This is a genomic window from Thermanaerosceptrum fracticalcis, from assembly GCF_000746025.2.
In the GTDB taxonomy this organism is placed as follows: domain Bacteria; phylum Bacillota; class Peptococcia; order DRI-13; family DRI-13; genus Thermanaerosceptrum; species Thermanaerosceptrum fracticalcis.
Genome location: NZ_CP045798.1, coordinates 3319167 through 3343787, shown reverse-complemented (window position 1 = coordinate 3343787; position 24621 = coordinate 3319167). Strand labels below are relative to the sequence as shown.

The 24621-nt window shown below is 43.8% G+C and carries 19 protein-coding genes and 3 pseudogenes; 6 read left to right on the top strand and 16 right to left on the bottom strand.

All coding sequences use genetic code 11. The features are described 5' to 3' along the window. Nucleotides 1-6: 6 nt before the first annotated feature. The 4 genes from BR63_RS16970 to BR63_RS16955 all read right to left on the bottom strand — a co-directional run bounded on the left by BR63_RS16970 (nucleotide 7) and on the right by BR63_RS16955 (nucleotide 5744). Nucleotides 7-1305 carry a 2-oxo acid dehydrogenase subunit E2 gene (locus BR63_RS16970; protein WP_034425282.1) on the bottom strand — a complete coding sequence of 433 codons (1299 nt, stop codon included), beginning with the start codon at nucleotides 1303-1305 and terminating at the stop codon, nucleotides 7-9. A gap of 168 nt (nucleotides 1306-1473) precedes the next feature. After that, nucleotides 1474-2475: an alpha-ketoacid dehydrogenase subunit beta gene (locus BR63_RS16965; protein ID WP_034425281.1), complete on the bottom strand. Its 1002-nt coding sequence runs from the start codon at nucleotides 2473-2475 to the stop codon at nucleotides 1474-1476. After that, nucleotides 2475-3449: a thiamine pyrophosphate-dependent dehydrogenase E1 component subunit alpha gene (locus BR63_RS16960; protein WP_034425279.1), complete on the bottom strand. Its 975-nt coding sequence runs from the start codon at nucleotides 3447-3449 to the stop codon at nucleotides 2475-2477. Before BR63_RS16960 ends, BR63_RS16965 begins: the two co-directional genes overlap by 1 nt. A 318-nt stretch (nucleotides 3450-3767) precedes the next feature. Then, complete coding sequence (locus BR63_RS16955; protein WP_051966210.1) at nucleotides 3768-5744, bottom strand: sigma-54-dependent Fis family transcriptional regulator; 1977 nt, start codon at nucleotides 5742-5744, stop codon at nucleotides 3768-3770. A gap of 114 nt (nucleotides 5745-5858) precedes the next feature. Here BR63_RS16955 and BR63_RS16950 point away from each other — a divergent pair, with 114 nt between their 5' ends. Beyond that, on the top strand, nucleotides 5859-6095 hold the full coding sequence (locus tag BR63_RS16950) for a hypothetical protein (protein ID WP_051966208.1): 237 nt from the start codon (nucleotides 5859-5861) through the stop codon (nucleotides 6093-6095). Nucleotides 6096-6654: 559 nt separating this feature from the next. Here BR63_RS16950 and BR63_RS16945 read toward each other — a convergent pair. Next, nucleotides 6655-8151, bottom strand: a pseudogene (locus tag BR63_RS16945) (IS5 family transposase). Nucleotides 8152-8662: 511 nt separating this feature from the next. After that, nucleotides 8663-11884: a hypothetical protein gene (locus tag BR63_RS16940; protein WP_034425276.1), complete on the bottom strand. Its 3222-nt coding sequence runs from the start codon at nucleotides 11882-11884 to the stop codon at nucleotides 8663-8665. A gap of 56 nt (nucleotides 11885-11940) precedes the next feature. Here BR63_RS16940 and BR63_RS16935 point away from each other — a divergent pair. Beyond that, nucleotides 11941-12465: pseudogene (locus tag BR63_RS16935) on the top strand (transposase); the annotation flags it as partial. Nucleotides 12466-12707: 242 nt separating this feature from the next. Here BR63_RS16935 and BR63_RS20050 read toward each other — a convergent pair. The 3 genes and pseudogenes from BR63_RS20050 to BR63_RS16920 form a co-directional block, all read right to left on the bottom strand. Continuing rightward, on the bottom strand, nucleotides 12708-12902 hold the full coding sequence (locus BR63_RS20050; protein ID WP_420825510.1) for a helix-turn-helix domain-containing protein: 195 nt from the start codon (nucleotides 12900-12902) through the stop codon (nucleotides 12708-12710). Between the two features lie 391 nt (nucleotides 12903-13293). Further along, entirely contained in the window at nucleotides 13294-13446 is a 153-nt protein-coding gene (locus tag BR63_RS16925) for a transposase (RefSeq protein ID WP_187142727.1), read from the bottom strand. A gap of 63 nt (nucleotides 13447-13509) precedes the next feature. Further along, a pseudogene (locus BR63_RS16920) lies at nucleotides 13510-13866 on the bottom strand (IS110 family transposase); the annotation flags it as partial. Nucleotides 13867-14157: 291 nt separating this feature from the next. On the opposite strand from BR63_RS16920, the gene tnpA reads away from it, so the two are divergent. From tnpA to BR63_RS16905, 4 genes are all read left to right on the top strand, one after another. Beyond that, nucleotides 14158-14355 (top strand): IS66 family insertion sequence element accessory protein TnpA, encoded by a 198-nt coding sequence (tnpA, locus tag BR63_RS20045; protein WP_420825483.1) that lies wholly within the window; start codon nucleotides 14158-14160, stop codon nucleotides 14353-14355. Further along, nucleotides 14283-14492, top strand: a complete 210-nt coding sequence (locus BR63_RS16915; protein WP_243270018.1) for a hypothetical protein — start codon at nucleotides 14283-14285, stop codon at nucleotides 14490-14492. Before tnpA ends, BR63_RS16915 begins: the two co-directional genes overlap by 73 nt. Before the next feature lie 70 nt (nucleotides 14493-14562). After that, nucleotides 14563-14919 carry a transcriptional regulator gene (locus BR63_RS16910; RefSeq protein ID WP_187142725.1) on the top strand — a complete coding sequence of 119 codons (357 nt, stop codon included), beginning with the start codon at nucleotides 14563-14565 and terminating at the stop codon, nucleotides 14917-14919. Nucleotides 14920-14935: 16 nt separating this feature from the next. Continuing rightward, complete coding sequence (locus BR63_RS16905) at nucleotides 14936-15478, top strand: ImmA/IrrE family metallo-endopeptidase (RefSeq protein WP_051966324.1); 543 nt, start codon at nucleotides 14936-14938, stop codon at nucleotides 15476-15478. Here BR63_RS16905 and BR63_RS16900 read toward each other — a convergent pair. The 7 genes from BR63_RS16900 to BR63_RS16870 all read right to left on the bottom strand — a co-directional run bounded on the left by BR63_RS16900 (nucleotide 15473) and on the right by BR63_RS16870 (nucleotide 24554). Further along, nucleotides 15473-15727, bottom strand: a complete 255-nt coding sequence (locus BR63_RS16900; RefSeq protein WP_243269976.1) for a hypothetical protein — start codon at nucleotides 15725-15727, stop codon at nucleotides 15473-15475. The two genes, BR63_RS16905 and BR63_RS16900, sit on opposite strands and share 6 nt — an antisense overlap. Continuing rightward, on the bottom strand, nucleotides 15675-16934 hold the full coding sequence (locus BR63_RS16895) for an IS91 family transposase (protein WP_420825509.1): 1260 nt from the start codon (nucleotides 16932-16934) through the stop codon (nucleotides 15675-15677). The genes BR63_RS16900 and BR63_RS16895 overlap by 53 nt, the downstream gene beginning before the upstream one ends. After that, a complete protein-coding gene (locus BR63_RS16890; protein WP_243269974.1) occupies nucleotides 16927-18384 on the bottom strand; it encodes a transposase in 1458 nt (485 codons plus the stop codon). Before BR63_RS16890 ends, BR63_RS16895 begins: the two co-directional genes overlap by 8 nt. Nucleotides 18385-18798: 414 nt before the next feature. After that, entirely contained in the window at nucleotides 18799-19368 is a 570-nt protein-coding gene (locus BR63_RS16885; RefSeq protein ID WP_034421070.1) for a TIR domain-containing protein, read from the bottom strand. Further along, nucleotides 19369-20802: an SIR2 family protein gene (locus BR63_RS16880; RefSeq protein WP_243270017.1), complete on the bottom strand. Its 1434-nt coding sequence runs from the start codon at nucleotides 20800-20802 to the stop codon at nucleotides 19369-19371. It lies immediately after the preceding gene. An 84-nt stretch (nucleotides 20803-20886) separates the two neighbouring features. Then, the gene (locus tag BR63_RS16875; protein WP_034421068.1) at nucleotides 20887-24084 is read right to left on the bottom strand and encodes a type I restriction endonuclease subunit R; all 3198 of its coding nucleotides are present in this window, start codon (nucleotides 24082-24084) and stop codon (nucleotides 20887-20889) included. Between the two features lie 110 nt (nucleotides 24085-24194). Beyond that, entirely contained in the window at nucleotides 24195-24554 is a 360-nt protein-coding gene (locus BR63_RS16870) for a four helix bundle protein (protein ID WP_034421067.1), read from the bottom strand. Nucleotides 24555-24621: the final 67 nt, after the last annotated feature.

Below are 24621 nucleotides of genomic sequence, written 5' to 3'. Positions count from 1 at the left end.
CTAACTCTACTCGACCACAGGTTGGTAGGGATTTTCCAACAAATACTTCAATCTCTTCAGGAACCTGGCTGCTACGTCACCATCCATCACCCTATGATCAAAAGAGATACTGAGGACCATAGTCGGCTTGACAACAACCTCTTGCTTGACGGCCACCGGACGGTCCAGAATCCGTCCCACCCCGAGAATTGCCCCTTGGGGCGGATTGATGATCGGCGTGAAACCATCAATGTCATACATACCCAAGTTGCTGACCGTAAAGGTTCCACCTTGTATTTCATCCAACGTCAAGCGGTCAGCCCTGGCCCGTTGCACGAGATCAGCGGACTCTTGAGAAATCTCAACCAGGGATTTACGTTCCGCATTCTTCAGTACCGGGACGATTAAGCCCTTTCCCCTGGCTACAGCTATGGCCAAGTTTACTTTGTGCCACTGCCTGATTTCGTCACCTTCCAGAGTGCAATTTACCTCCGGCATTTCCTGCAAGACCTTAATCACGATAGCATTGATAAAATCGGTGAAAGTAATTTTTGCTTCTTTCCTGTACTTTTCCTTTAATTCATTGCGCAGCTGGACGGCTTTGTCCATCACGACTTCAGTGGTGAGGGTGACATGAGGAGCCTTAAAGGCGCTGGCCGACATGTTTTCGCCGATTACCTTGCGCAATCCGGCTAGAGGAAGAACAGTAAAGTCGTCCATGGCCAGATGCCCTGCCTTTTCGGGAGTTTTCTCCTCGAGTTTGCGCAGGACGTCTTCCTTCTGAATACGTCCGGATACTCCGCTGCCTTGCACATCAGCTAAGGAAACACCCTCGGCTTCCGCTATCTTGCGGGCGGTAGCCGTCAGCTTCTGTTGTTTGGCGCTATCTTCTAGTTCTTGATACTTAACAAGATCCTCTTCAGTAATACGCCCGTTCGGGCCGCTTCCTGAAACAGCGGCCAAATCGATACCCAGCTCTTTGGCCAGTTTTTTCACCCTTGGGGTGGCAACAATCGTCTTCTGTCCTTCCTGAACTCCGACGTCCGCTAGACTCTGAACCGGCTCTTTAGCAGCACTCTCCGGTTCCGCGGCTTCTGTTAAAAAGGCGATAGCCTCTCCGACAGGTACCAGCGCCCCGTCCATCGCTACGATCTTCTCCAAAATCCCTGCCGCCGGTGATTCTACTTCGGCGTTAATCTTGCCTGTGAGTACTTCGACCAGAGGTTCCCCTTTTTTTACTTTATCCCCGGCCTTTTTATACCACCGGGAGATTATTCCCTCTTCCATCGTAGCGGCCAGTTTTGGCATCTCAATCTTAATGCTCAAAGATGTCAACCCCTTTTTCTTTCTGCTTAAGATACCTCCAACGCCAACTACTTGCCGTTGGAGGTATCCCGTTCTTTCTCTTTCCTGTTGATAAGTCCTAAAACACTATGATTTATTGCTACATCCTTTACGAGACCTGTAGGCAACTGTTACCCAAGCTGTTTACTGTTACTCTTGAACAAGAGCTTTGGCCGCGGCGTAGATTTTCTTTTCATTGGGAAGAACGAAATCTTCCATCGGATGGCTAAACGGAATCGGCACATCGGGAACAGCTAAGCGTTTGATTGGAGCCTCCAGATCATAAAGACCTTCTTCGGCGACCACAGCCGCAATCTCGCCGCTCATGCCGTAACTTAGATAATCTTCATCAACAATCAGGAGGCGGTGCGTCTTAGCTACCGAGGTGAGGATTGTTTCCTTATCGAGAGGCACGAGGGAACGCAGATCGATAATTTCCGCTTCAATACCCTCAGCACTCAATTTTTCAGCAGCTGCTAGCGCCCGATGAACCATTAAGGAGGCAGTCACGATCGTCAAATCTTTTCCGGAGCGCTTGATGTCGGCTTTACCGAGCGGAATGGTGTAGGGTTCTTCCGGCACTTCCCCTTTCACTCCAAACGGCAGCCAATCCAGGCCGGCCAAAAGCTTATGTTCGAAGAACATGACCGGATTATCATCGCGGATCGAACTAATCAGTAACCCCTTGGCATCATAAGGAGTCGACGGAACCACAACTTTGATTCCCGGTACATGGGCAAATAACGAATATAGGATTTGGGAATGCTGGGCTGCATCGCCGTAACCGCCTCCGATCGCTGTCCGCAAAACCATAGGAACGGAGAAGTTGCCACCAGACATATAGGTTATTTTCGCCATGTGGTTAAAAATCTGGTCCATGGCTACGCCGAAAAAGTCCACAAACATCAGCTCGACAATCGGGCGCAACCCTTCCATGGCTGCTCCTATGCCGGCGCCAATAAAAGCTGATTCCGAGATCGGTGTATCGATGACACGGTTCGGACCAAACTTGTCATAGAGCCCCACATCCGTGCCAAAGATTCCCCCGTAGCGGCCGACATCCTCGCCCATGAGAAATACCCGTTCATCCCTTTCCATCTCTTGGGCCATAGCTTCACTAATCGCCTCGGCAAAGGTCAATATCCGGCTCATTATCTGACACCTCCTTCAACGAAAACATCTTCTAAGGCTTCTTCCGGTTTGGGCCACGGTGAAGTTTCCGCAAATTTTATGGCCTCCGCAATCTCCGCTTGGCGTGCCTCTTTGATTTTCACCAACTCTTCAACGTTAACCCCGTATTCTTTAGTGAGAACCTTCTCCAGGCGGATGATCGGCTCATTTCTCAGGGCTTCCTCTTGTTCTTCTTTGGGCTTGTACACCTCCGGGTCACCCTCGAAGTGCCCCATTAGACGGTAGGTTGTAAATTCAAGCAACGTCGGTCCTTCTCCCTTCCGCGCCCTTTCCACAGCAGCTTTGGTAACCTGATATACCTCGGCCACATCGTTACCATCGGCAGCAACCCCAGGAATACCATAACTTACTGCCCGATCCGCATTACTGTTGATGGCGGTTGACATCTCTTTGGTAACGGAAATTCCGTAACGATTGTCCTCGCAGACAAAAATTACCGGCAGCTTCCACAAGGCAGCTAAGTTTAAACTTTCATGGAATGTTCCTTGGTTAGCAGCCCCATCCCCAAAGAAAACTACCGATACACTATCCAGACCTTTCCGTTTAAAGGCCAAGCCGGAGCCAACTGCCAAAGGCATACCAGCCCCAACAATTCCACCGCAGCCAAATTTTATTGATGGATCAAATAGGTGCATGTGTCCGCCTTTGCCCTTGCAAAGCCCGGTTTTGCGGCCAAACAATTCCGCCGTCATCTTTTTCAGATCGACACCCTTGGCTATCATGTGTCCATGAGCGCGGTGCGTACTGGAAACAGCGTCATCCGCCCGCAAGTTGGCGCAGACACCTACCGCGATAGCCTCTTGACCATTAGAGAGGTGCATTTCGCCTGGGATTGCGCCTTTGCCGTAGATCTCTCCAATTTTGCTTTCAAAAAGCCGGATAAGTACCATTTGGGAATACATTTTGATTAATTCTTCCTTGGTCAACTTTGCCATTAATTAATATCCCTCCTTTAGTCGTTTGCTCAATTATATATGCATATTTCGTGCCAACACAGACAACCAGGCTTGGGTCAAGCCCTCAGGCGCAGGCCTATCCCTTAATTGCATTAGCTTACCCTCCCTTGGATTAAGAAAAATCGGGAGACTAGGCTGGTCTCCCGACATAATCAAATGGTTTCTAGAGTTGTCTTACAATGATTGTTTCACTTTGAAACGTTCCATTATGAAATATTGTTTCAGTTAGAAACATTCACAACTATTGCTTTAGACAGAATACTTTGTTTCTTTTCTACCGCGTGTGCAGTCACTTTCTTACAGCTTCATATCTTTATATTCCTTAATCCTTCGATACAAAGTTGTCCTCCCAATTCCCAGGCGCTTGGCTGCTTGGGTCATATTATTGTTACATTCGTTTAATACCTGTAGGATAAGTTGTTTCTCCACAGCCGCTAATTCCAAGCAGAAATTGTTACGGTTTGCCTCGGTAATTATGGTCTTGTTAAAGGAGCCAGTAATTTCCGGAGGTAACAGGTCCGGAGTAAGGGTCTCGCCCAACGCCAGATTGATTGCACGCTCGATCACATTTTCTAACTCACGGACATTACCTGGCCAATCATACTCACTCAAAATCCGGAGAAATTCACCGTCAATACGTTTCACCTCCGTACCCATTAGGCGATTGTACTTTTCGATAAAAAACCAAATCAGGGTCGGAAGGTCGTCCTTGCGGTTCCGAAGGGGAATCATCTGTATTGTTAATACATTTAAGCGATAGTACAAATCTTCCCTAAACTTCCCGTTCTGAACCATTTCCAGCAAATTTCTATTAGTAGCCGCGATAACTCGGACATCAACCAGTATGTCGGTTTGTCCACCGATGCGCCGGACACGTTTTTCTTCCAGAACCCGTAACAAATTGACCTGCATGTCGAGGGGCATATCCCCAATCTCGTCCAAGAAAAGGGTACCCCCGTCAGCTAACTCAAACTTGCCAGGATTACCCTCCTTTTTGGCACCTGTGAATGCCCCGGCCGAGTAGCCAAATAACTCGCTGCCAATCAACTCTCGGGGTATGGCTCCGCAATTGAGATCGACAAAAGGGCCCTGGCGCCGCCGGCTTGCATTATGGATGGCTTGGGCAAACATTTCTTTGCCTGTGCCACTCTCACCCAACAATAATACGGTGGATGTACCAAGGGCCGCCCTTCTCGCCATTTCGATGCTCTCTTGGAAACGTTGATTATTACCTTTTAGATCCTGAAAAGTAAACCTTGCTCGGGCCCCGACGATCTTATGCACTAGCTTTTTAACGTTCTCCATCTTTTTGAGAATAAACAATACTCCTGTCACTTGACCGTTAACTTTAATGTTGCGGAAAGTCATCGTACAGTGAATCTTGCCGCGGCCGGTTCTGAGATATACCTCCTGATCTGTATTAAAAAGGTTGGCATGGACAATATTATTAAAATCCAGTTGATCACAGATGAAAGCATTAATGTTTTTATTGACAATCTTGTCTGCGGTCATCCCTAGAATATCTTCAACCGCCCAATTAAACTTGGTAATATTTCCGGCGGTGTCGGTCGCAATGACCCCGTCCGTCATGGAATCCATCATAGCATTCAACAAATTGTTAGTGACACTCAAATTGTCGGATATTTTTTTGAGCCGCAGGAGATTTTCGATAGCATTAGCAGCGGCTACCGCCATACCCAGAGTATGCTGGTTTACTTTGGTATAGTGTCCGGATAAGTTTAGGACCCCAATCTTCTTCCCTTCTTCATCATGGAGCGGTACAGCGGAGCAAGTCCAGCTTTTACATCCCACACAGTAATGTTCAGAAGCAAAGAGTTGAACCGGACTGTCTGTGGCCAGGGCTGTTCCAATGGCGTTAGTTCCGATAGACTCCTCACTCCAATTTGCTCCGGGCATAAAATTTATGATGCTGGCCGATTCTAAGACGTGCTTATCACCGACCACATGAAGCAGATAACCTTCTTCATCACAGAGAATGACGACAAAGCCCGAGCCCTTCACAGATTCGTACAAATTGTCCATTACACCGAGCGCGACATCGATCAACTCTTGCTTTTGTTTGATTCTATTAAGGAGTAACTCACCTTTTAAAATGATTTTCCCCTTTTTGATGTATGGCGATATCCCCAAATTTTTGCAGCGTCTCCATGAATCAGCCACCATCTTTCTGACAACTCCGGGATCGATTTCATCTTGGGCCAGGAAGTCTTCCCACGCTTTTAAAATAGCCCTGTTCCTTTCCTCGATGTCCATCTCCTATTACCCCCGCTGTTAAATCTGTCGCCAAAATCTTCTTATGTGACCCATAAACCGCCTGATCTTGGCATTTCCTATTCAAGATTAGAATAAATAATAATAGATGAATTCTTGCTTGGCAAATCCGATGAAGCAAAGAATTTGAATGAAGCTGCAACGAGTGAGATTTTGCTAAAAGAAAATATAAGTACGATTGCTAAAGCTATAACTCATTTTGTCTTCCGGAATGGGCCTGTCGAAAATATGCATGCAAATCGTCAACTATCTCAAGATGATATGAAAACACTAAATAAATTTATGGTTAATCGATTGGCTTATGTATTTACTCTAATTATTGAAGAACCATGAATAGAATTTAATTCACTGATTCAGAGCCATGATTGGATCTATGTTCGGACATGATTGGGATGAAGTAGAAATTGACGACGGAGGATGAGAAACTATATTGAACTTCAGTTGAAGGATTTACGAAAAAGGTAATTAAGTGGTTCAAGGCACCGTCATATAGTAGCGTAGTCCCAACACTTTGCTTAGTTAAAAGCTGTTCGGACGCGTCGGGAATCCTCAGAACGTTAGTGTGCCAAGAAAACTTAGTATTTCTTGCGAGGTGAAAGTCCATGCTGGGTAAGGTCTAGCCAGCCACCCATATCGAGTGCAAGGTGAAGTGTACACAGAGAACCATATAGGCCATAGGGTCTTTATGGCAAAATAAAAATACAGACTTCGGAAGTCAAAAAATACATAGTTTGCGGTAAAAAAGAGCCCTTGCCAACACCTCAAGAAATTATTACCCTTCTGTTAACCGCCAAATTCGACAGGAGGAAAAGAAAAGAGGATGTTAGCATTGGCTCAACAGGATTATATCAGATATCTAGGGCTTGCTAGCCAAACCCTGTTTTTTAGTAATCTAAGCACTAATCACTTCATGATGTCTTCTTAAGAGTCTCCATAAAATTTGGGCAAAAAGAACTCTGAGCTGACGCTCTAAGTTCATCACCAAAAAGTGCAGAGCAATCATACTCTCTGCCGTCTCTTTTAACTTGGCATAGATACGATCAAGCCCGTATTTTCGTTTACCTTCGCCAAACTTCCCTTCGACTGCATTGCGCATACGGGCATCCAATCGTTCCAAGGCTTTCTCTGCCTTCTGAATCTGGGCATTTGCTGCAGGCCGTCCCAGCTTCGGCCCGCTGAGCCGGATGTTGTGCGCTTTGCAATAGGCTAGATTCTCACGATTGCGGTATATTCGGTCAGCCAGAACGGCTTCGGGGTAAACTCCATTGCGCTCCTTGTAGCGCTCTACGCTTTCAATCAGTGTTCCGGCTTCGTTATAAGCATCCCAGGATAGCTTTTCAAGGCGACAAATCCCGTTTTCAATGCTGATGGCGACTTTCGCCCCGAGCTCGACGCTCGCACTCACTTTTCCTCTCACTATCGGCCGAACATGCGGCTAATGAAGGCTGACGATCCTGTCTGCGACTTGGTGGCTTTTGGCTTTGTACATTGTTTCCTGCTGTTCAATCACTATGCGGATGGTTTTCAATAGCCGAGCTTGTCTTCGGCTTAAGGCTTCCATCCCTGCGGGGTTGTCTTCCAACATCCGGTCTACAGTGCGAAGGTTCCGTTTGCAATACTGCAATTGACGCTTAATACCCTGACGCAGCTGGATTCTTCTTGGGCTGCGCTGTTTAGAAACACTCAGATAGGCCTTTCGTGCTTTTTGACGATAGGTTCTCGGCTTTTTGCCCTGTTTGCCGTTGGCTTCATAAAGGGTGTCGATGATCTCTTCTAGCTTTTCACGGGCTTCATTGAGCAAGCCCAGATCAGTTGGATATTTGATGTCAGCTGGGATGCAGGTGGCATCGAGAATGAGCGTGCCCTGGTTGGCTGGAGATTCTGAACTTACTGGATGATCCGCTGGAGTTTCTGTATCTGAACTGCCAGAACCGCCTTGAGGATCGTTGTGATCATCATCCTTGGTTTCACTGGTTTTATCCGCTGCTTGTTGCTGTGCCAAGGCAATCTGCTCGTTGATTCTAGCCAGACGCTCGTTTTTAAAACGCTTGCGGAATTTGACTAACGCTACTGGAGTAAACGGTGGAGTCACCTGGTATTCCTTGAGGCCGATGAAATATTGGAGATAGGGATTTTCAGTGATCTGCTGGACCAATTCTCGGTCTGTATAGCCGCAGCGAGTCTGAATAATCAATGAACCCAACGCCATGCGGACAGGTGCGGCCACATTCCCCCGGTCACTTGGAAACAGGAAGGCATAGTCCTTTTCTAATTCATCCCAAGGAATAATCTTTGCTAATTGAACCCAGCGATTTTCCGCATCAAGTTTGCCGGAAAATGGGAGAATAAAATCATCGATTGTTAGCTGAGGTTTCGGTTTGCGGTACATCTTATCGCCTCCAAGTGCACGGTTTTAAGGGGGAATATCCGTTTTTCCATGCACTAAATTTTGACGAAAGAGCCCTCAAACCCTTGTAATTACTGAATTTTTCTTTCCGTTAGCAAGCCCGAATTACTGCCAAAAACATGCAGTCATATAAAACCGCCATTCTTTTCGAAGACTGGCGATATTTTTTATAAATATCTTTTTTATACACTCAAGGGTTACTCAAAATCAACAAAATAAAGAAAATGCCACAAACACTTGAATTATCAACCTTTCACCCGCTCAATCCTCGCGACGGTTTCTGTATGCCTTGATGGTATGGAATAGATAAATTGCTCAGTAAAATACACCAAAAAAGATGGTAAGTGTCTCCAAAAAATAACTTACAGTCATCCCAACTTATCATCAAAACAACTATGAGATACCAACACATCTCGGCTCTCTGTAAGAATTCCGCTTTTTTAAAAACTATAGATGGTAAATTGGGTACTTGTTACTGCTGGTATCATGGTACTTAGCTCCAATAATACAATACATATCGTCTTGAATATCGACTATCATTAGGTTCTGGACGGTAAATAGACTCGTAATACTCCCGTTTTTCATCAATACAAATACACAGTAATTTGCGATAACAACGACAAATCTCGGTTAAGAAGTCTTGGCGCACCCGAAGTCTAAAGCCAAGTGACAGTTTCTCCCGTGTGTAACACTCATCCTGGTAGCCTTCCTGCCATGCCTCATACTTGGCAACAACTTCGCCATTTCTGAGAAGATTCAACCCTTCAAACGACAGATTGAATTCCTTTATGATGAAAGATGTCAGAGTACACACATTTAAGTACCCCAAAAAAGTTAAAGGATTCTCGTGCTCAGCGATAATCGGGATACATTCGTCTGACTTTTCCAAGACTCTGTGTCCTCTACCAGATAGTTCTGTCTGAGTCTGTTTAATTGTGACAGACATTGAGGAATTTGGGAGGATTCTCTCGGTCCATAATTCAAGTTCATCTAACCTATAGGATCCACCGTACACCTGTTGAGGGATCAGAAATCCTTGCAGGGAGATCTCTTGTCTATATGGAACATTGTACGTTTCTTCCTGAGCCATTCTCCGCTTCTCAAATATTGTTATCCATTCTCCATCATCACCCTGGATTCTTGTATCTCCAATTTCCAGAGATTTGAACGCGTCCAGCTCGCTGAACCAGGCCTCTTTGTCATGGACATTAAGTGGCTCGATGTCTAGAGGGCGCGGCATTAAACCACGGAAAACATATTCCGGATCGGCAGGCTGGATTGTCTGCCAAAGCCAGTTAATCTGTTCTTTGCTCATCTTCAGCTTTATAGCCACTTCGTCCAGTATGCCCCAAAGAGTCTCTGTAACAAGTTCCTGAAATTCGGTTGTAATCCAGACAACAGGCCAGCCCTGCGGATGTACATGGCCGTACCAGTCATCTTTTACACGGTCTCTCTCATCATCTATCGACCATTTTTGGGCAATCAGTCGTTCTTCAATGGCAGCCACAAGACTCCCCGGAGGTACTTGAAGAATTTTCTCCATCAACTCTACCTGCTTGGAAAAATCAGACAGGGTGTTTCGTTTTAGAAAATGCTTGAATTCAGGAGTAGAACAAGACGGAAGTATATATGACGAATAATATATGGCATCTGAGTAATTCCTATCGATACGCTGGACAGAACTGTTAACGGAAGCTTCAAGAGGAGAAGCTTCGTCCACACGGCGAAGAATACGCAGAACTGTTTGACGGCAGAAAAAGTCCTCCCTCTCAAGAATTTGGGCGAACACCTGCTGGTGCGGCACCAAGAGCTGGGGACAATGGGTAGCAAGACAGTAAAATACCGTCAGCAAACGACGCAGAATCCTTCCGGAAGCTGATACCATCCTGGTAATAAGCACAGGTATTGCCTCATCGGGTCTGGCAATCGCCAACTTCGTCACTGCCCTGATCAATCTCTCGCCGTGATCAATCTCAGAAGTCGACAACTCGTCCACAACAAAATTAAGAATGAGCTGGTTGGCATCGGCGGACGGTTCCTTGTACTCTTTCAGCCATGCATAGTTATCATTCTTAGGCAATTGCGCAAACATGCTTTCACAATGCGTCAGGAAGTCATTGAATACATCCTCAAGCATTTGAGGTTCATCCAGCACATCCAGTCCAGAAGCCGCAATAGGCGGTGTATCATAGCCACCACCGGAACCGCATGTTGATTCATAGCATTCCTTTAGGACAAACTTCTTCGCAGTTTGTCTATCCCTTGCCGCTATTGCCGCCAGATATTTTCTGTTATCTCGCCAACGGGACCAGCTTCCATAGCAAGCATAAGCCATTCCAAAGCACGATATGGCGTTAGCATGATCTCCGAATTCCACAAAACGTTCAGCCAATTGTTCAATAACACCTGCATCCTGCCAACGACCTTCAGACTCAGCATATTCCTTAATCGGGATAAGGTCGTCTAATGACTTAGCGGTCATTATATGATGTCTTAAGGAGGTATTTACTAGATCTCGTTCGTAAAAATGCTCATTCTGGTTCTTCAGCTTGTCAAGCGTCTTCAGAAACTCAGTAAATGATACCCGGCATTTCTCAGCTATGCCTTCAATGGTTATGCTTTCACCATCCAGTTTGAACTCTGATGGCGGCTTAGCCCATGAGTCAGCATTGTCATTCTTAACATTAGTGCTACCAGGGATGCCGAGCTCTTTCTTCAGGTCTTCGGGCCAGTGCCTAGGTGTGATCTCCGTTAGTATGAAGCGTCGGAAGCGGTTTTCGAATTCATTGTAGATTTCTACTGAACAGGATTCGTGCACCAAATCGACGATGTGCTGCCTGGTTTCCATAATTTGATTACAATGCCTACCATCTTCGCTAAAGTGATTGGCAAAGAGCTCCGTAAGACACCAGAGGTACTCAGGGTCGCCCTCTTCCATACTAAGAATGTATTCCTCAAGGCAATCCTGCATCTTCCATCTTGCTATAGACCGGGAGAAATGAGTTAGCAAATCAAACGCGGCCTGCCGATTGACTTTTAAAACTGCTGCGAAAGCTTTCTGGGGAAACCACTTGGTCTCCCTGCCATCCGTAAGATGCGGCATCCAGTCAACCATTGACAGCACGCGAGCACACCGTTCAAGTGCCAGTTCAGGCTGGCGCTGATTGACGAGATTGAGGACATCGACAAGGTATAAAAGATTGATATCCTTGTGGTACCCGTATATGTGCGATGACCGTATGCCATAGCGGAGCCACTTATCAGCATCATCACGCATACCGCATTTAGCCATAATAGCTGAAAGCCAAATAAAATGATCCGAACGGGAGCCTCCTTTAAGCAATGTCGATTTCTCATAGGTTTCAGCACACCGTTTTAATATTGGGGCAAGCTTGGAGCCCACCTGCGGAATCCTTGCAAGGGTTTCCCATAGCCGAAGCTCAAAATCATAATCTTGACGGGATTCCCCTATTCCGAAATGTGTGTTCCATAGTATAGAGTCACGAAGGGAATCCAAGCCCATGACCCATTCACTCAGACGCTCTGGAAAGTACTTCTGTACCTGCTCAGTAAGAAGGCCGATAGACAACTGCAGTACTTCTCTAATTAGCTCAATCGACTCGAAAATTCTTTCGCCTTCTCCTTGTTCAGCCTGGACAAGTATGTTGATACTCTGCCGCGCTTCTTCATACCAATCATGATTAGTACCTCGCAACGACTGCCCGATACAGTGACTGGCTACGAGCAAATGTCTGAGAGCCGTCTATTTAGCTCTGGCAAATGGATATAAAATATGGCTATATTGCCGGGACCGGTCAATTTTTCTTCCAACTTTCAGCCATAGATGTATTTGATAGATCAATAGTAGGTTACCATGTAGGATTAAGCGCCACAGCAAAGGATGCCTGCAGGGTACTTATAAATGCCCTTAAAAAACGTAACTTAACTCCCGGTGTGAAAATGCCGGTGATAAGAACGGACAATGGGCCCCAATTCATTGCTAAACTGTTTAAGGAAACTTGCGATAAATGGAATATCGATCATGAAAGAATTCCTGTCAAAACACCTAATATGAATGCCTATATAGAGTCATTCCACTCTATCCTAGAGGATGAATGCTACAGTCGCCATGAATTTGACAGCTTTATGGAAGTATATCGGACTATTAGTGAATATATTGATTACTACAACAATAGGCGTAGACATAGCGGTATAAAGTATATGGCTCCTAATGAGTTTTACAAGGCCTTTACAAAAGGGCAATTCACAGGGTCAGTACAACCTCTTATCGCCTAATACTGTTATCCTCCTAGCCAACCTTAGCAACGAAAAAGCAGGCTTCCGCAATTGGTGTCAAGGGTGCGAAGCAGGCTTTAGCCCTTGCCCTTGACAACATAAGGAAGGCGGCTAAAATTGGGTGAGGTTGGATAGGCAGCCGTTTTAAAACTATTGTATGGCATTATTTACCATTTGGTAGAAGATTATAGCCTTACTGTTAGTGAGAAAGAATCAAGTAGATATTCTCCAATTTTAGGGAGCTATTTAGGACCTGTTATTTTTTCTCGCTTAGCAAGCTTCTTAGGACGCTTGGGATATATTTTTCGTTGAGGACGTAAAATATCAAGTTCTTTGCAAAGCCGGTAAACTTTCTTATGGTTGATTATCAACTTATAATCTTCTTTCAAACAAATGCCAAGCTTTTTGTATCCATAGGGAAAACCATCGCCGGTTATAAGCTCACAAAGGTATTCTTTGATAAGTTCATCCGGTATCTTTTCTCCCTTTTTGTTCAGTGAATAGCCTGGTATTTTACGTCCCGTCTGCTTTTTTGTTAATGCTTGTTCCTCTCTGCTTTCTTTTGTGATGTTGTAGTAATAGGTGGATGCAGCTAGACCGACAGAGTTGAGAACAGTAGTTGTGTTGTATCCCTTTTCAATCCACCTCTTAGCAATGGCAACTCTGCCGGTTACCGAGGGTTTTTACAATCCATCAAATCCTTTAGAATTGCCGATTGTAATTCTTTCTCGGCAAGAAGACGTTTTAATCTATCATTTTCTGTACTTACTTCTTTAAGCTGTTTTTCCATGGCTTTGTACCGTTCTTCTTTTGCTTTGGGCAGAGGTTTTACCGAACCTCTTTGTCGTTGTTTTTCAGCCAGGTATGGATAGTAGTTGTTGCTATCTCATGCCTTCGGGCCACTAAGGCTACATTGCCTGTCTCCTGACATTCTTTTAGAATTTGCTTTTTAAATTCATGACTGTACTGATTTTTTGTCACTCTTATTACCCCCTACTTAAATACTAACATATAAGTGCATTTTCTCCAAAAGTTCTAGGGGGCTAAATAGCTACCGGGAACCAGACCGAGGCGAAAAAGATCGCCGATCCACTTGGAATCCTTGACATCATCCTTGTTGCCCTTAACAGCAGCAACCCACTTGGGGTTGGCGACGGTAACCCGGATGCTGTCCTCCAGCAAATTGTATATGGGAACATAATACTTCCCGGTGCTCTCCATGCAAACGTCAAAGCAGTTGTTGTCAATCAGCCACTGCTTAAACGCCAGAATGGATTTGTTAAAGGTAGAAAAACGCTTTTTTTTGTAACTCGGAACGATACCCTGCGTTGTGATGAGCGTAGCGACGAGAAATGTCTTGTGTACATCGACGCCACAACAGATGGGATAAACGATTCTCAGAATTCTCCCTCCTTGCAATGAAATTGTGAGGGAGAAGACAGTGACTGGATCGCCGCACATTTAACGCTGAGTTAAAACAATGATTAGCGTGCGGCCTCATGGCACCACTTATTTGTGCTTGTAAGGCGATCCTTACACTGGTTTTTATACTGATTTAAGCCAAGAGGCAGTCTGCAACTCGCCTCACCGTGCTTTGTAGTGTGCCTTCTCCTCAGACAGATTGTACTGTAATCAGGGTGGGTGTGCACCTGTTTTCATTACTATTTGTGTCGCCCGCACCGGCGGCGCGAGATGGAGGTTTTTATGACAAAAGCCGAACGTCAAAAAGAATGGGAGACTCGGATCGCCGAATATCGAGCCAGCGGCCAGAGCGTTAAAGAGTGGTGTGCAGCCCATAATGTGAAACCCCAGCAATTATGGTATTGGCTCCGAGGTATAAGACCCAAAAAGATGCTCCTTCCATCAAGCCAACCCAGTGGCTACCGGTAGAAGTCAGCGAGGGAGAAGCCATGGATCAGAATAATGCCCTGGTGGTTAAAGTGGGTGTAGCCAGCATCGAAGTAAAACCCGGCTTTGATCCGGCGCTGCTTACAGAAATCGTCCGTACGTTGGTGCCATTATGCTGAACGAAACAAGTATTGATCGGGTTTATCTCGCCTGCGGCGCGCTACCGATTTACGCAAGTCCATTGACGCTATGGTATACTATGAAAACGGTGAGCGCTTTCCACGGGAGGCAGGACTAATTGATAAAATCGCCGGTTTCTTTAACGTATCTTCAGATTTCCTGACAGACGATAGCGAAAGCATTGCAATGACTAAGGAAGAAATATTTCTAGAGGAAGCAAAAGCAGAAGATAAGTTGAGAGGAAAAAGCGAAGCAAAAAAATTCATTGAAACTACAAAATGTTTATTTGCCGGCGGAGAATTATCAGATGAAGATAAAGATGCGCTTTTTGAGGTATTAACCGAAATATACTTTGACTCAAAGAAAAAAGCCAAAAAGTATGGTGTCCGTAAAAGTAAAGGCAACAAGAATCCACCAACTGATTAGCTGTGGGGTGAAAAGTATGGAATTTATTTTACGAGAAGCCGAGAGGTTGATTCAAAAGCATAAAACCAGGAACCCCTTTGAGATTGCCGATTGTCTTAATATTAATGTTCTCTACAGGCCGCTCGGCAAGCTTAAAGGGATTTACATATACACAAGGCGGAGCCGATATATCTGCATTAACAATGATTTGGACAGTCCTGCCAGACGATTGGTATGCGCTCACGAAATTGGCCATGACCGCTTCCACAGGCATTTGGCCAAAATGAATCCCCAGGCCCAGGAGCTTATCAGCTATGATATGTCATCAAAACCGGAAAGGGAAGCAAACATTTTCGCCGCTGAAGTCCTCTTGCCTGATAATGAGGTTATTAAACTGATAAATGACGCGGAAATGAATTTTTTCAGAGCCGCAAGGGAACTTTATGTACCACCGGAATTAATGGATTTTAAATTTCAGATATTGAAAAATAGAGGCTACAGGCTTGAAGCTCCATTAAATGCGACAGGAGATTTCCTAAAAAAAGCGCGACCAAGGTCGCGCGCTCTTTGGTTCCTATAACTCATATTTAATACCATGCACACCTAAGTATTCTTTTGGGCGCATCTCACCGCCACAAACCTCACAACTAAACCTTGGTGGAACTGAAATATCTCCGTCATCCATCATATCGCAGTAATCCACCACTTCCTTCGGAATGTCTTCTTCTATGTTACACTGCAAACAAACAAATTTGATGGTTGCCTTGCCGCCTACTTTAGGCGGCTTTTTCTTTGCGTGTTTCTTTCTTTTTCTGCTTACTGGGCTCATCTATTCCTGCCAACTCCTTTAGTCTTTTTTTAGCAAAGTCATCTACGGCATCAACAACTTTCAATATCCCTGATTTTAGACACACTTTCCCCTTGTATTCCATTATCTCTTTACATCTCATACATTCTAACGGGTCTTTTCCTGTGAATTCTTCTATTTTATTTCTCCAGCCTATCCGTTGCTTTCCTCTTTGGCCGTTTTTCCTTCTTTTCTGCCTTCCCAGGTATGCTTCCATTAATTTGTCAGCCAATCTTTTACTCCTTCTGGAGTAAATTCCATAATACCGGATTGTTTTAAATTGCTCATCCGGTATATGCCTTATTATCCGTGATATGAATTCTTCTACGGTGATGGTTTCTTGTTTTTCTTTTTGCTCTGTTTTATCAAAGTATTTAAAGGTTACATTTTCCCCGTCATAGTCTACAATTCTGCTTAACGCCATGGCAGGTCTTCTCATGTACCGCCCTATATATCCTACTTGGGCTTCTACTGACCCTTGTCCTTTTTTATTGGGCGGACCATAGATTACAAATCCTTCAGGGTTATCATCCCATATCTTTTGAAACAACTTCTTATATCGTTTAACTTCTTGTTCCGGCAGTTTTTTCTTCAACATCTCCATTACTGCCGCCTGCCACCTTTTCCTCAGCATTACATATGGGATAAAGTCTTTAACAACCCATTTCCCCGCTCCGTCAAAACCACCTTCAGTTACTAGGATATGTACATGGGGATTGAAGTTCATTCTTGCTCCAAAGGTATGTATTCCTACCATGGCGCCGGATTTGACTTTTCCTCTTTTCTTCAGCCATTCTAATAGTATTTTTACTGCCAGGTCCATTAGATCTTTCAAGAGTTCTCTATGACGGGTAAATATTTCCCACAAACGTTCGTCCACTGTAAACATGATGTGGCGATGAGGAACCGGATACATTCTTTTACTGGTTTCTCGACTCCATTCTTGGGTGTATCCGGTTGCGCACGATGTACAAAAACGTCCCTTACACGTGTGAGGAACTATTTTCATTTCTCCACATACCGGACATGCGAACAGAGTAAATCCTGCTTCTTTTTGTCCACATCGATTAAATTTATTGATTTCCTTTATCACAACAGGACGTATTCTGTCTTCGTATTTATTAACAAACTTTTCCCAATGCTTGTTCTCATCAAAAAATATCTCTCTTAAGATACAGTAGTTATGCAGTTTCAGGATAATTTTCCCAATCCCATAACCTAAGTTCCAAAGAATGTGGCCAGAATTTATCAATAAGCCTTGAAAAACGCTGGGTTGCCGTGTCAAAATAGACTTGGATCAACTGCTCGCAACAGCGGATCCGACAACCGGCGTTGAAGAAGTACCTTATCACTTCGCAGAGGGAGGGGGCTTGTTCGGCGCCTTCTTTATTGCACTCCCAAGAGGCATAACAAAGAAGGGTCTTCGCTGTAAACAAGAGCTCCACATGTGCGAAATGAGCTGTTTCAGACTGAGCATAGCAAGATGTTAAACCAAGATTCTGTTTAGCGGTGCGGTAAAAAACTTCTATTCTCCATCGTTTAACATAGGCAGTTGCAGCTTCTTCCGGCGTATCTACGCGATTGCTTATCAGGAGATACGCATCCTTGAAGGTTGCTGGGCATTCTTCCTCCGGAAGAACTATGCTGCCCTCGACAGCCTGCTTCTCATAAGTGGCTGCAATGGCAGCTATGGGTAAAAAACGTTGTCTAGTAATGGGTTTTCCCTTGCGTGTTAAGGTCTCATAGGGCATTTTGATGTAAATGTCCGGAATACTGAGAACCGATTCTTTGCCAAGGACCCGAAGCTGGGAATAAACTTCTCGCAGCAGTTGCTTCGGATTAAGTTTAATGTAGCGTTCCTTTCCTAGTACCGGGTCGTAGATTTTCCTGAATAGCGCTGTGTTACGTTTGGCTTTGGTAACCCAGTCAAAATTTTGACCCATCAGCCAGTTCAGGAACTTTTTACACAAAAACCAGCGATCCATGGCTACCCATAGTCTGGCCTTGTTCAGCTGACGAGCCTCTGCGAGCATCTGTTTAGCAAGATCAAGCTTGCTTTGTTTTTCATTCTCCTGACCGGTTTTAACCCAAAAGCGCCATAACATGGGATATTCAAGACCATTCTTTAAGATAGCCAGGGTCGACACAAGATTAATACACCATACATGGCGCTTATCCGAACTGTCAAAGAGCCAACAGAGAAAGGGGATTTTTTTACCGTGAGGATGCTCAATTTTGGTATCGTCTAAGGCAATGATATCGCCGTCGGTCAGCCTGCTATCCGTATTTTCTTGTAACCTGGCAAATCTGCCCAAAGAGAACCGGAGCCACTGAAAGGGCTTGGAGAGAAACCGGCTGAAGGCACTTTGAGAGATGATTTGCCCGGAAAGCAGTTGTTGTAAAAATGGAGCTTCCGTTGAAAACTTAGCATTTTGATTTGCAGAACTTGAATGATTAACAAGGCCGCAGATGTAGGCAAAAGCCAGGAGCCACGCTGGAATTCCGGAGTGTTTGCGTATTCCGGACTGGGAAAACAGCAGAGACAGGTCAAATAAATCCCAAATTGTCTTGAGTACCGGGATTCCGGCACCTTGACCGTGATCCTTTTTTTCGAAAGTTGGTTTACACAGTTTCTTCATCAGCATCACCCATATCGCTAGAGTGATGGTAGAAAATACCATCCAAAGCGATTATGGGGGCTTTCCGAAAAAGTCAAGCCTTTTTTGTCGAAAATTAGGATCTTTTTTTTAAAAAAAATATTTTTGGAGTTATCATTTTCTATTTATTTCCACCAACTGCATAACTCCTGTTAAGATATTATCCTGGCCCATATGTTCTCACCTTTCTAACGACTACTTCCTGCTTTCGTTAAAAAATGAAAAAAACCCTTGCTTAGCAAGGGCTGAGAACCACAAAAATTTTTATACTTTCCTATACGTTGAAAAAATAGCACCCCGAACATCATATATTTTAAGATGTGCGGGGTGCTATTGCTTTGTTTAGGCTGCTGTAATTTCTTTTAAAAAATAACAAGATATTTGAGTTAACTGCTTTTACTCAATCCATTTATCAAAATTCTTATACCCATCATCTGCAACCCAATCATAAACCTTGAAATATTTTGATAATTTATAAGCTTTCCCCCAATCAGACCGATTAATACCACTTATGCTCCATCCATCTAGGTCACTATATTTGACCCATTTCCCATTTTTATATTCAAGCAAATTGAGTTTTTGACCATCATTGCTAAACTCAATTGCTAGATAATCGAATGGATTAGGCCCCAGTTTTTTTGTTTTTTTATCTTTACCTGCAATAGAATTAATATGAATTCCAAGTAATAAATTCCCTTTTTCCAGACTTTTCATAATTTCATATCTTACCCAACGTCTTGAGTATGTTTCTGAACCTATTAAGACAGCTGTAACTGATGTATTCTTTAGTTCACTATTTATTAAGCGTTTTAATGCCAAATCACTCTCTTTCTTCGCATCCTCCCATATGGAAGCGTCAAAATACCCTGCTCCTTCGTGTTTTGTAGTTTTATGGTTTCGAACTACATTTGCGCGGAAATCAATTACATCTTGATAATGGAAGCTGAAAAACACCCGCTTTGCCATCTAGATTCTCCTCCTTATCTCATCAATTATTTTCATTATTGTATTAATAATTTCATCCGGTATTGAAGTACTGCCAAGGATTTCAAACAATGGCTTAAACACCTGTACCTCAGGATAATACTTAGGAAAGTCATTCATTACTTCTTCCCATAAAATCCTTGTTTGAAAACCAGTGACACCTACTGGAATTACATTGACCCCCATTGAATAAGCTATTTCAAATTCATTTCTGACCCCTTCAGCATTAACAATTTTTCCGTCCACCCTTTTATTGCCAAAGAGAAAGATAGCTATGCCCGCTTCGGCAATCATATTCTTCCTATAAAAATCCCACAGTTCAGGCAGCGACTTACCGCCGCTTGCTTTTTGAGGAAATGGTCTTAAAACTAAGTTGTTTTCAATTCTGCTTTTCCTTTCTGACTGTAAACAGTCAAGTGCACCATTAATCACATAGCTTCCTACTCCTAGACCAAATCCAGAAATTACTCTGTAATCTCTTTTCACCAGTTCATTACTCAAGCCATGCAAGAGTTCTTTTGCAGTATCCTCAGACATTGCGCCGTAATCTTCAGCACTTCCGGATATAAAGATGCTATTTTTTCTGAAGGAATCCTCAATCATTCTTAAAATGCTGGTTATTTCTTGGTATTCATCTACTAAAATTGTATTAATTGAGAACCTTTTTAAATCGTTGATCTGTAATTCCTGTTTTATCCTTGCATAATCATAATCCTCTTTATTGTTACATTCTGATTCTACAATTCTTCTCAGGAAACAATAGTGCGGACGTTGATTCCCTTCGAGCCTTATTCTTATACGGCTAAGGATATAGTTCAGGTTTGGATCATTAAAACTGAAACCTATAAACAAGAATGTCTTTGATACCAAGTCACCTTGCAAGGCAGTAGTAAACAACGAGTGCGTCAGCTCATACTTTTCATAATCATCCCGTGTTATTACTGCCTTATGAACTTGACTTACATCCCCATGCATTTTATAAACAACTGCATCTCTGTCACTTAATGTTAGTGCAAGATTTTCCGGGTCAATTTTCACATCAGGATTTTTACCATTCTCCCTGAGCGCAGTTTCAATTAAAGTGTCATAATTAGTTGTCCAATATGTCGTAATAGGCAATCTGGCTAAAATCCTATGATTCTCAGTAATGGATGCCCGCCGCTGAAATTCATCGGTAATAATTTGATTAAGCTTACCTCTTCCACCATGTTCATTACAGTAATACTGAGCAAGAGATACCAGGTCATGTTGTTCTCTTTCTATTTTTAAACGAAGCTCTTCAGCAACGCTCCTAAGCAGTTCTGTCCAATTCACAAATCCCGCTCCGCTGGAAAGCCCAGCCCCAGCAAAAATGGCTGCATTATTTTCCTTTAATGCCTTAGAAAAATCGTCAATAAAACCTTTCAGATTCTGCAATTCTATTCACCCCTTCCTATACTTTTAATACTTCGGAGAGAACGTCACGGGCTCCTTAGATATCGTATTTTATACCCGTCATAATCAGAAATTCCCCTTTTCTTCCGCTACTTTTGGCAATTCTTCTTTAACAAGCTGATACTGATACCTAACCCCTGCACTCTCGTTTTGACACATGAGCTTGGCCTGCTCCATTACTATTTCTACAGCCTTAGGTGTTTTGTCCGGCGGATAACCATAGTGCTTAAGCAGTCTCTTTATAATCATCTTCATTTTTGCCTGGACGCTGGCACGAATAGACCAGTCAATGCTGAGATTTTTGCGTATTGCCTCAGTCAAATCCCTTGCTATCTGCTTGAGGATATCGTCGCCCATTACCTCTTTGGCAGACTCATTTTCGGCAAGGGCATCGTAAAACGCCAGCTCATCTTCAGTAAGACCGGTATTTTCTCCACGTTTATGAGCTTCATTGATTTCTTTGGCAAGCTGTATAAGTTCCAAAATAATCTGCGTAGTTTCAATGGTGCGGTTCTGGTACTTCCTGATAGCATTCTCCAAAAGCTCCGAGAACTTCCTGGACTGGACAAGATTCCGCCTGGAAAATGCCTTTATCTTGCCCTTAAGCAATCTGTTGAGAAGCTCGACGGCAAGGTTGCGCTGCTTCATGTTGCGCACTTCCTCCAGGAACTCGTCGGACAGTATGGCGATATTAGGCTTATTAAGCCCAACGGCATCCAAAACGTCGATAACCTCATTGCTGGCAATCGATTTGGATATAAGCTGGTTAAGCTGGGCTTCAATCTCCGCAGCAGTTTTCTTTTTGGAATTTTCGGGTATGAGCTTGATGATCCCGGATTTAACTGCTTTATGGAAACCTACCTCAAGATTTAATTTCTCAGCAATATCGGTAGTAGCACAAAGCGAGTAGGCCTTGGAAAGTTCGCTGACCAGCTTTAGATATTCGTTTTTGCCTTCCTCGCGCAGCCCGATGATGTAGTCGATGGTTTCAACAATGGCGGCCATTCTGTCGGAAGCAGAACCGGTAAAGAATTTCTGATAATCATGACCATGAAGCAATTCCTTAATCAATTCATACTTCTCAAGAAGTACTGCTGCTGCCAGTTCAGTATCAACACCTGTCTTCTCCCTGTCGCTCTCGGTATAATCATTAAGAGCATTTTTCAGATTTTCTGCAATGCCGATATAATCTACTATCAAGCCGCCCTGCTTTTCCTTAAATACCCGGTTGACGCGGGCGATGGCCTGCATTAAGTTATGTCCCTGCATGGGTTTGTCAATATACATGGTGTGCATGCTCGGAACATCAAAACCGGTCAGCCACATGTCACGCACAATGACTAACTTCAGCTCGTCCTTGTTATCCTTCATGCGCTTTGCGATTCTGTCCCGGGTAGCTTTTGTGCCGATGAAAGGCTGCCATTCCTTAGGATCAGAAGAACTTCCGGTCATGACCACCTTAATAACGCCTTTTTCCACATCGTCAGAGTGCCATTCCGGGCGCAGTTCTACAATGGCTTTATAAAGGTCAACCGCAATCCGCCGGGACATGGTTACAATCATACCTTTGCCCACTTCTGTTTCCTGGGCTGCGAGACGCTTTTCAAAATGCTCCACAATGTCTTTGGCAATAGCTTTAACACGCTGCTCGGCACCAACAATAGCTTCAAGCCTTGACCATTTTGACTTGAGCCTTTCTTTTTGGGTATACTCCTGGTATTCAGTGATTTCTTCGTATTCGCTGTCAATAACGGGCTTTAGTTCATCGGGCAGCTCCAGCTTCGCAATCCGGCTTTCGTAGAAAATGCGTACTGTCGTTCCGTCCTCTACTGCCCTGGTCATATCATAAATATCGATATAGTCGCCAAATACCGCCCTGGTATCCTTGTCCGCAAGGGATATCGGCGTGCCGGTAAAGCCGATATAGGATGCTTTAGGAAGGGCATCACGCATATATTTGGCATAGCCGTATTTGACCTCGGCTTCAGTATCACCCTTGACAATTTCCGCTCCGAATCCGTACTGGCTTCTATGGGCTTCATCAGCAATAACAATTACGTTTTCCCGGTCTGTAAGAACAGGTACGCTGTCCCCTTTTTCTTCAGGAGCAAATTTATGTATGGTCGTGAATATTATGCCTCCCGATTCTCTCGCCAGGAGTCTGCGAAGATCTGCTCTGTCCTGGGCCTGCACCGGTTCCTGGCGCAATAAGTCTTTTGATTTGGCAAATGTGGAAAAGAGCTGGTCGTCAAGGTCGTTACGGTCGGTAATCACTACGATTGTCGGGTTATTAAGTTCTTTCGCAAGAACAAGCTTGCCCACATAGAAAACCATAGAAAGACTTTTGCCGCTGCCCTGGGTATGCCAAACAACGCCGGCTTTGCGATCCCCCTCAGTGATTGCAGCTCTTATAGTGCTTTCAACCGCCTTATTGACAGCATGATATTGATGGTAACCTGCCAGAATTTTGTAAGTATCTTTTCCATCAGTCTGGAACAACACAAAGTTCTTAATAAGATCAAGCAGGCGTTCCTTTTCAAACATTCCTTTGATTAAGACCTCAAGCTGTGGGCGGCCTGCAGGTGCAACCTCGTCTCCGTCAATAGTACGCCACATCATGAACCTGTCTTCATCGGCAGTTATTGTGCCTGCCCGTGCATTTACCCCGTCAGATATAACCACAAAGGAATTATAGGTAAAGAGAGACGGGATAGTGCTTATATAGTTTTGGATCTGATTAAAGGCGTCAGATATTTCTACGTCCTCGTTGGCCAGGTTTTTAAGCTCGATGACAACAAGGGGAATGCCGTTGACAAATACCACCACATCAGGACGCTTTTCAATCCTGTTCTCAATCACAGTAAATTGGTTAACAGCCAAAAAATCATTATTCTCTGCTTTCTCGAAGTCAAAAACCTTGACCTGCTTGCTGACTATTCTGCCGTCACTGGCCCTGAAGGTAGCATTCACCCCATCGGTGACCATCTTCTGAAAAAGATGATTGTTGTCTATTAGTGCAGGATTGAGCGGCACAAGGATTTGATGCAGGGCGTCCTCAAGAGCTTCCTGGGGCAAATCCGGGTTTATGCGCTTTAAGGCGTCCTTCAGACGTTCCTCCAGTATTACATCGAAATAATCAGAACGTTCAGGATAATCCCCGCCGGGCGAAATATCAGGAGCAAAGGCAATTTCGTAGTTGAGTTCTTCAAACCATTCCAAGGCCGCCTGCTCCAACTCATCTTCATATATATTATGGTTTGGCATGTTTCTCCTCCTCTCTTAAATTGAAAATGGAAAATTGAAAATGGAAAATTACTTAGTTGTTGTCAATTATTCTTCATAACTTTTCATTTTCAATTGTTAATTCTCAATTTTCAATTTTTAAGGTTGTTTTTTGTTGTTTTTACTATTTGGGTCAATATCTTTTCAATTTCCGTACAATCATTCCTAATTGATAGGAATTGGTTTTCTGAAATATACTCTGTTGCAACTAATAGTTCAAGCCAATACTTGGTTTCACTGGCTTCTTTTAAGGCAATATTCATTTTGGACAAAAAATCTTTCTTACTTTGAGCATTTAGAGCTTCTCGTACGTTGGCACCAATGCTCGTACCGCTCCTCAGTAATTGCTTCGCTAAAACAAACTCCTTTTTATCTGTATATATGAACTTATACAGATTAACTATTTCAACTGCAAAGCTAAAACTCTTTTCCTCAATTGCATTTTTCTTCATAATCCCCCATTCCCCTTCTTAAATTGAAAATTGAAAATGAAAAATGGAAAATTGTTTGATTTTCAAT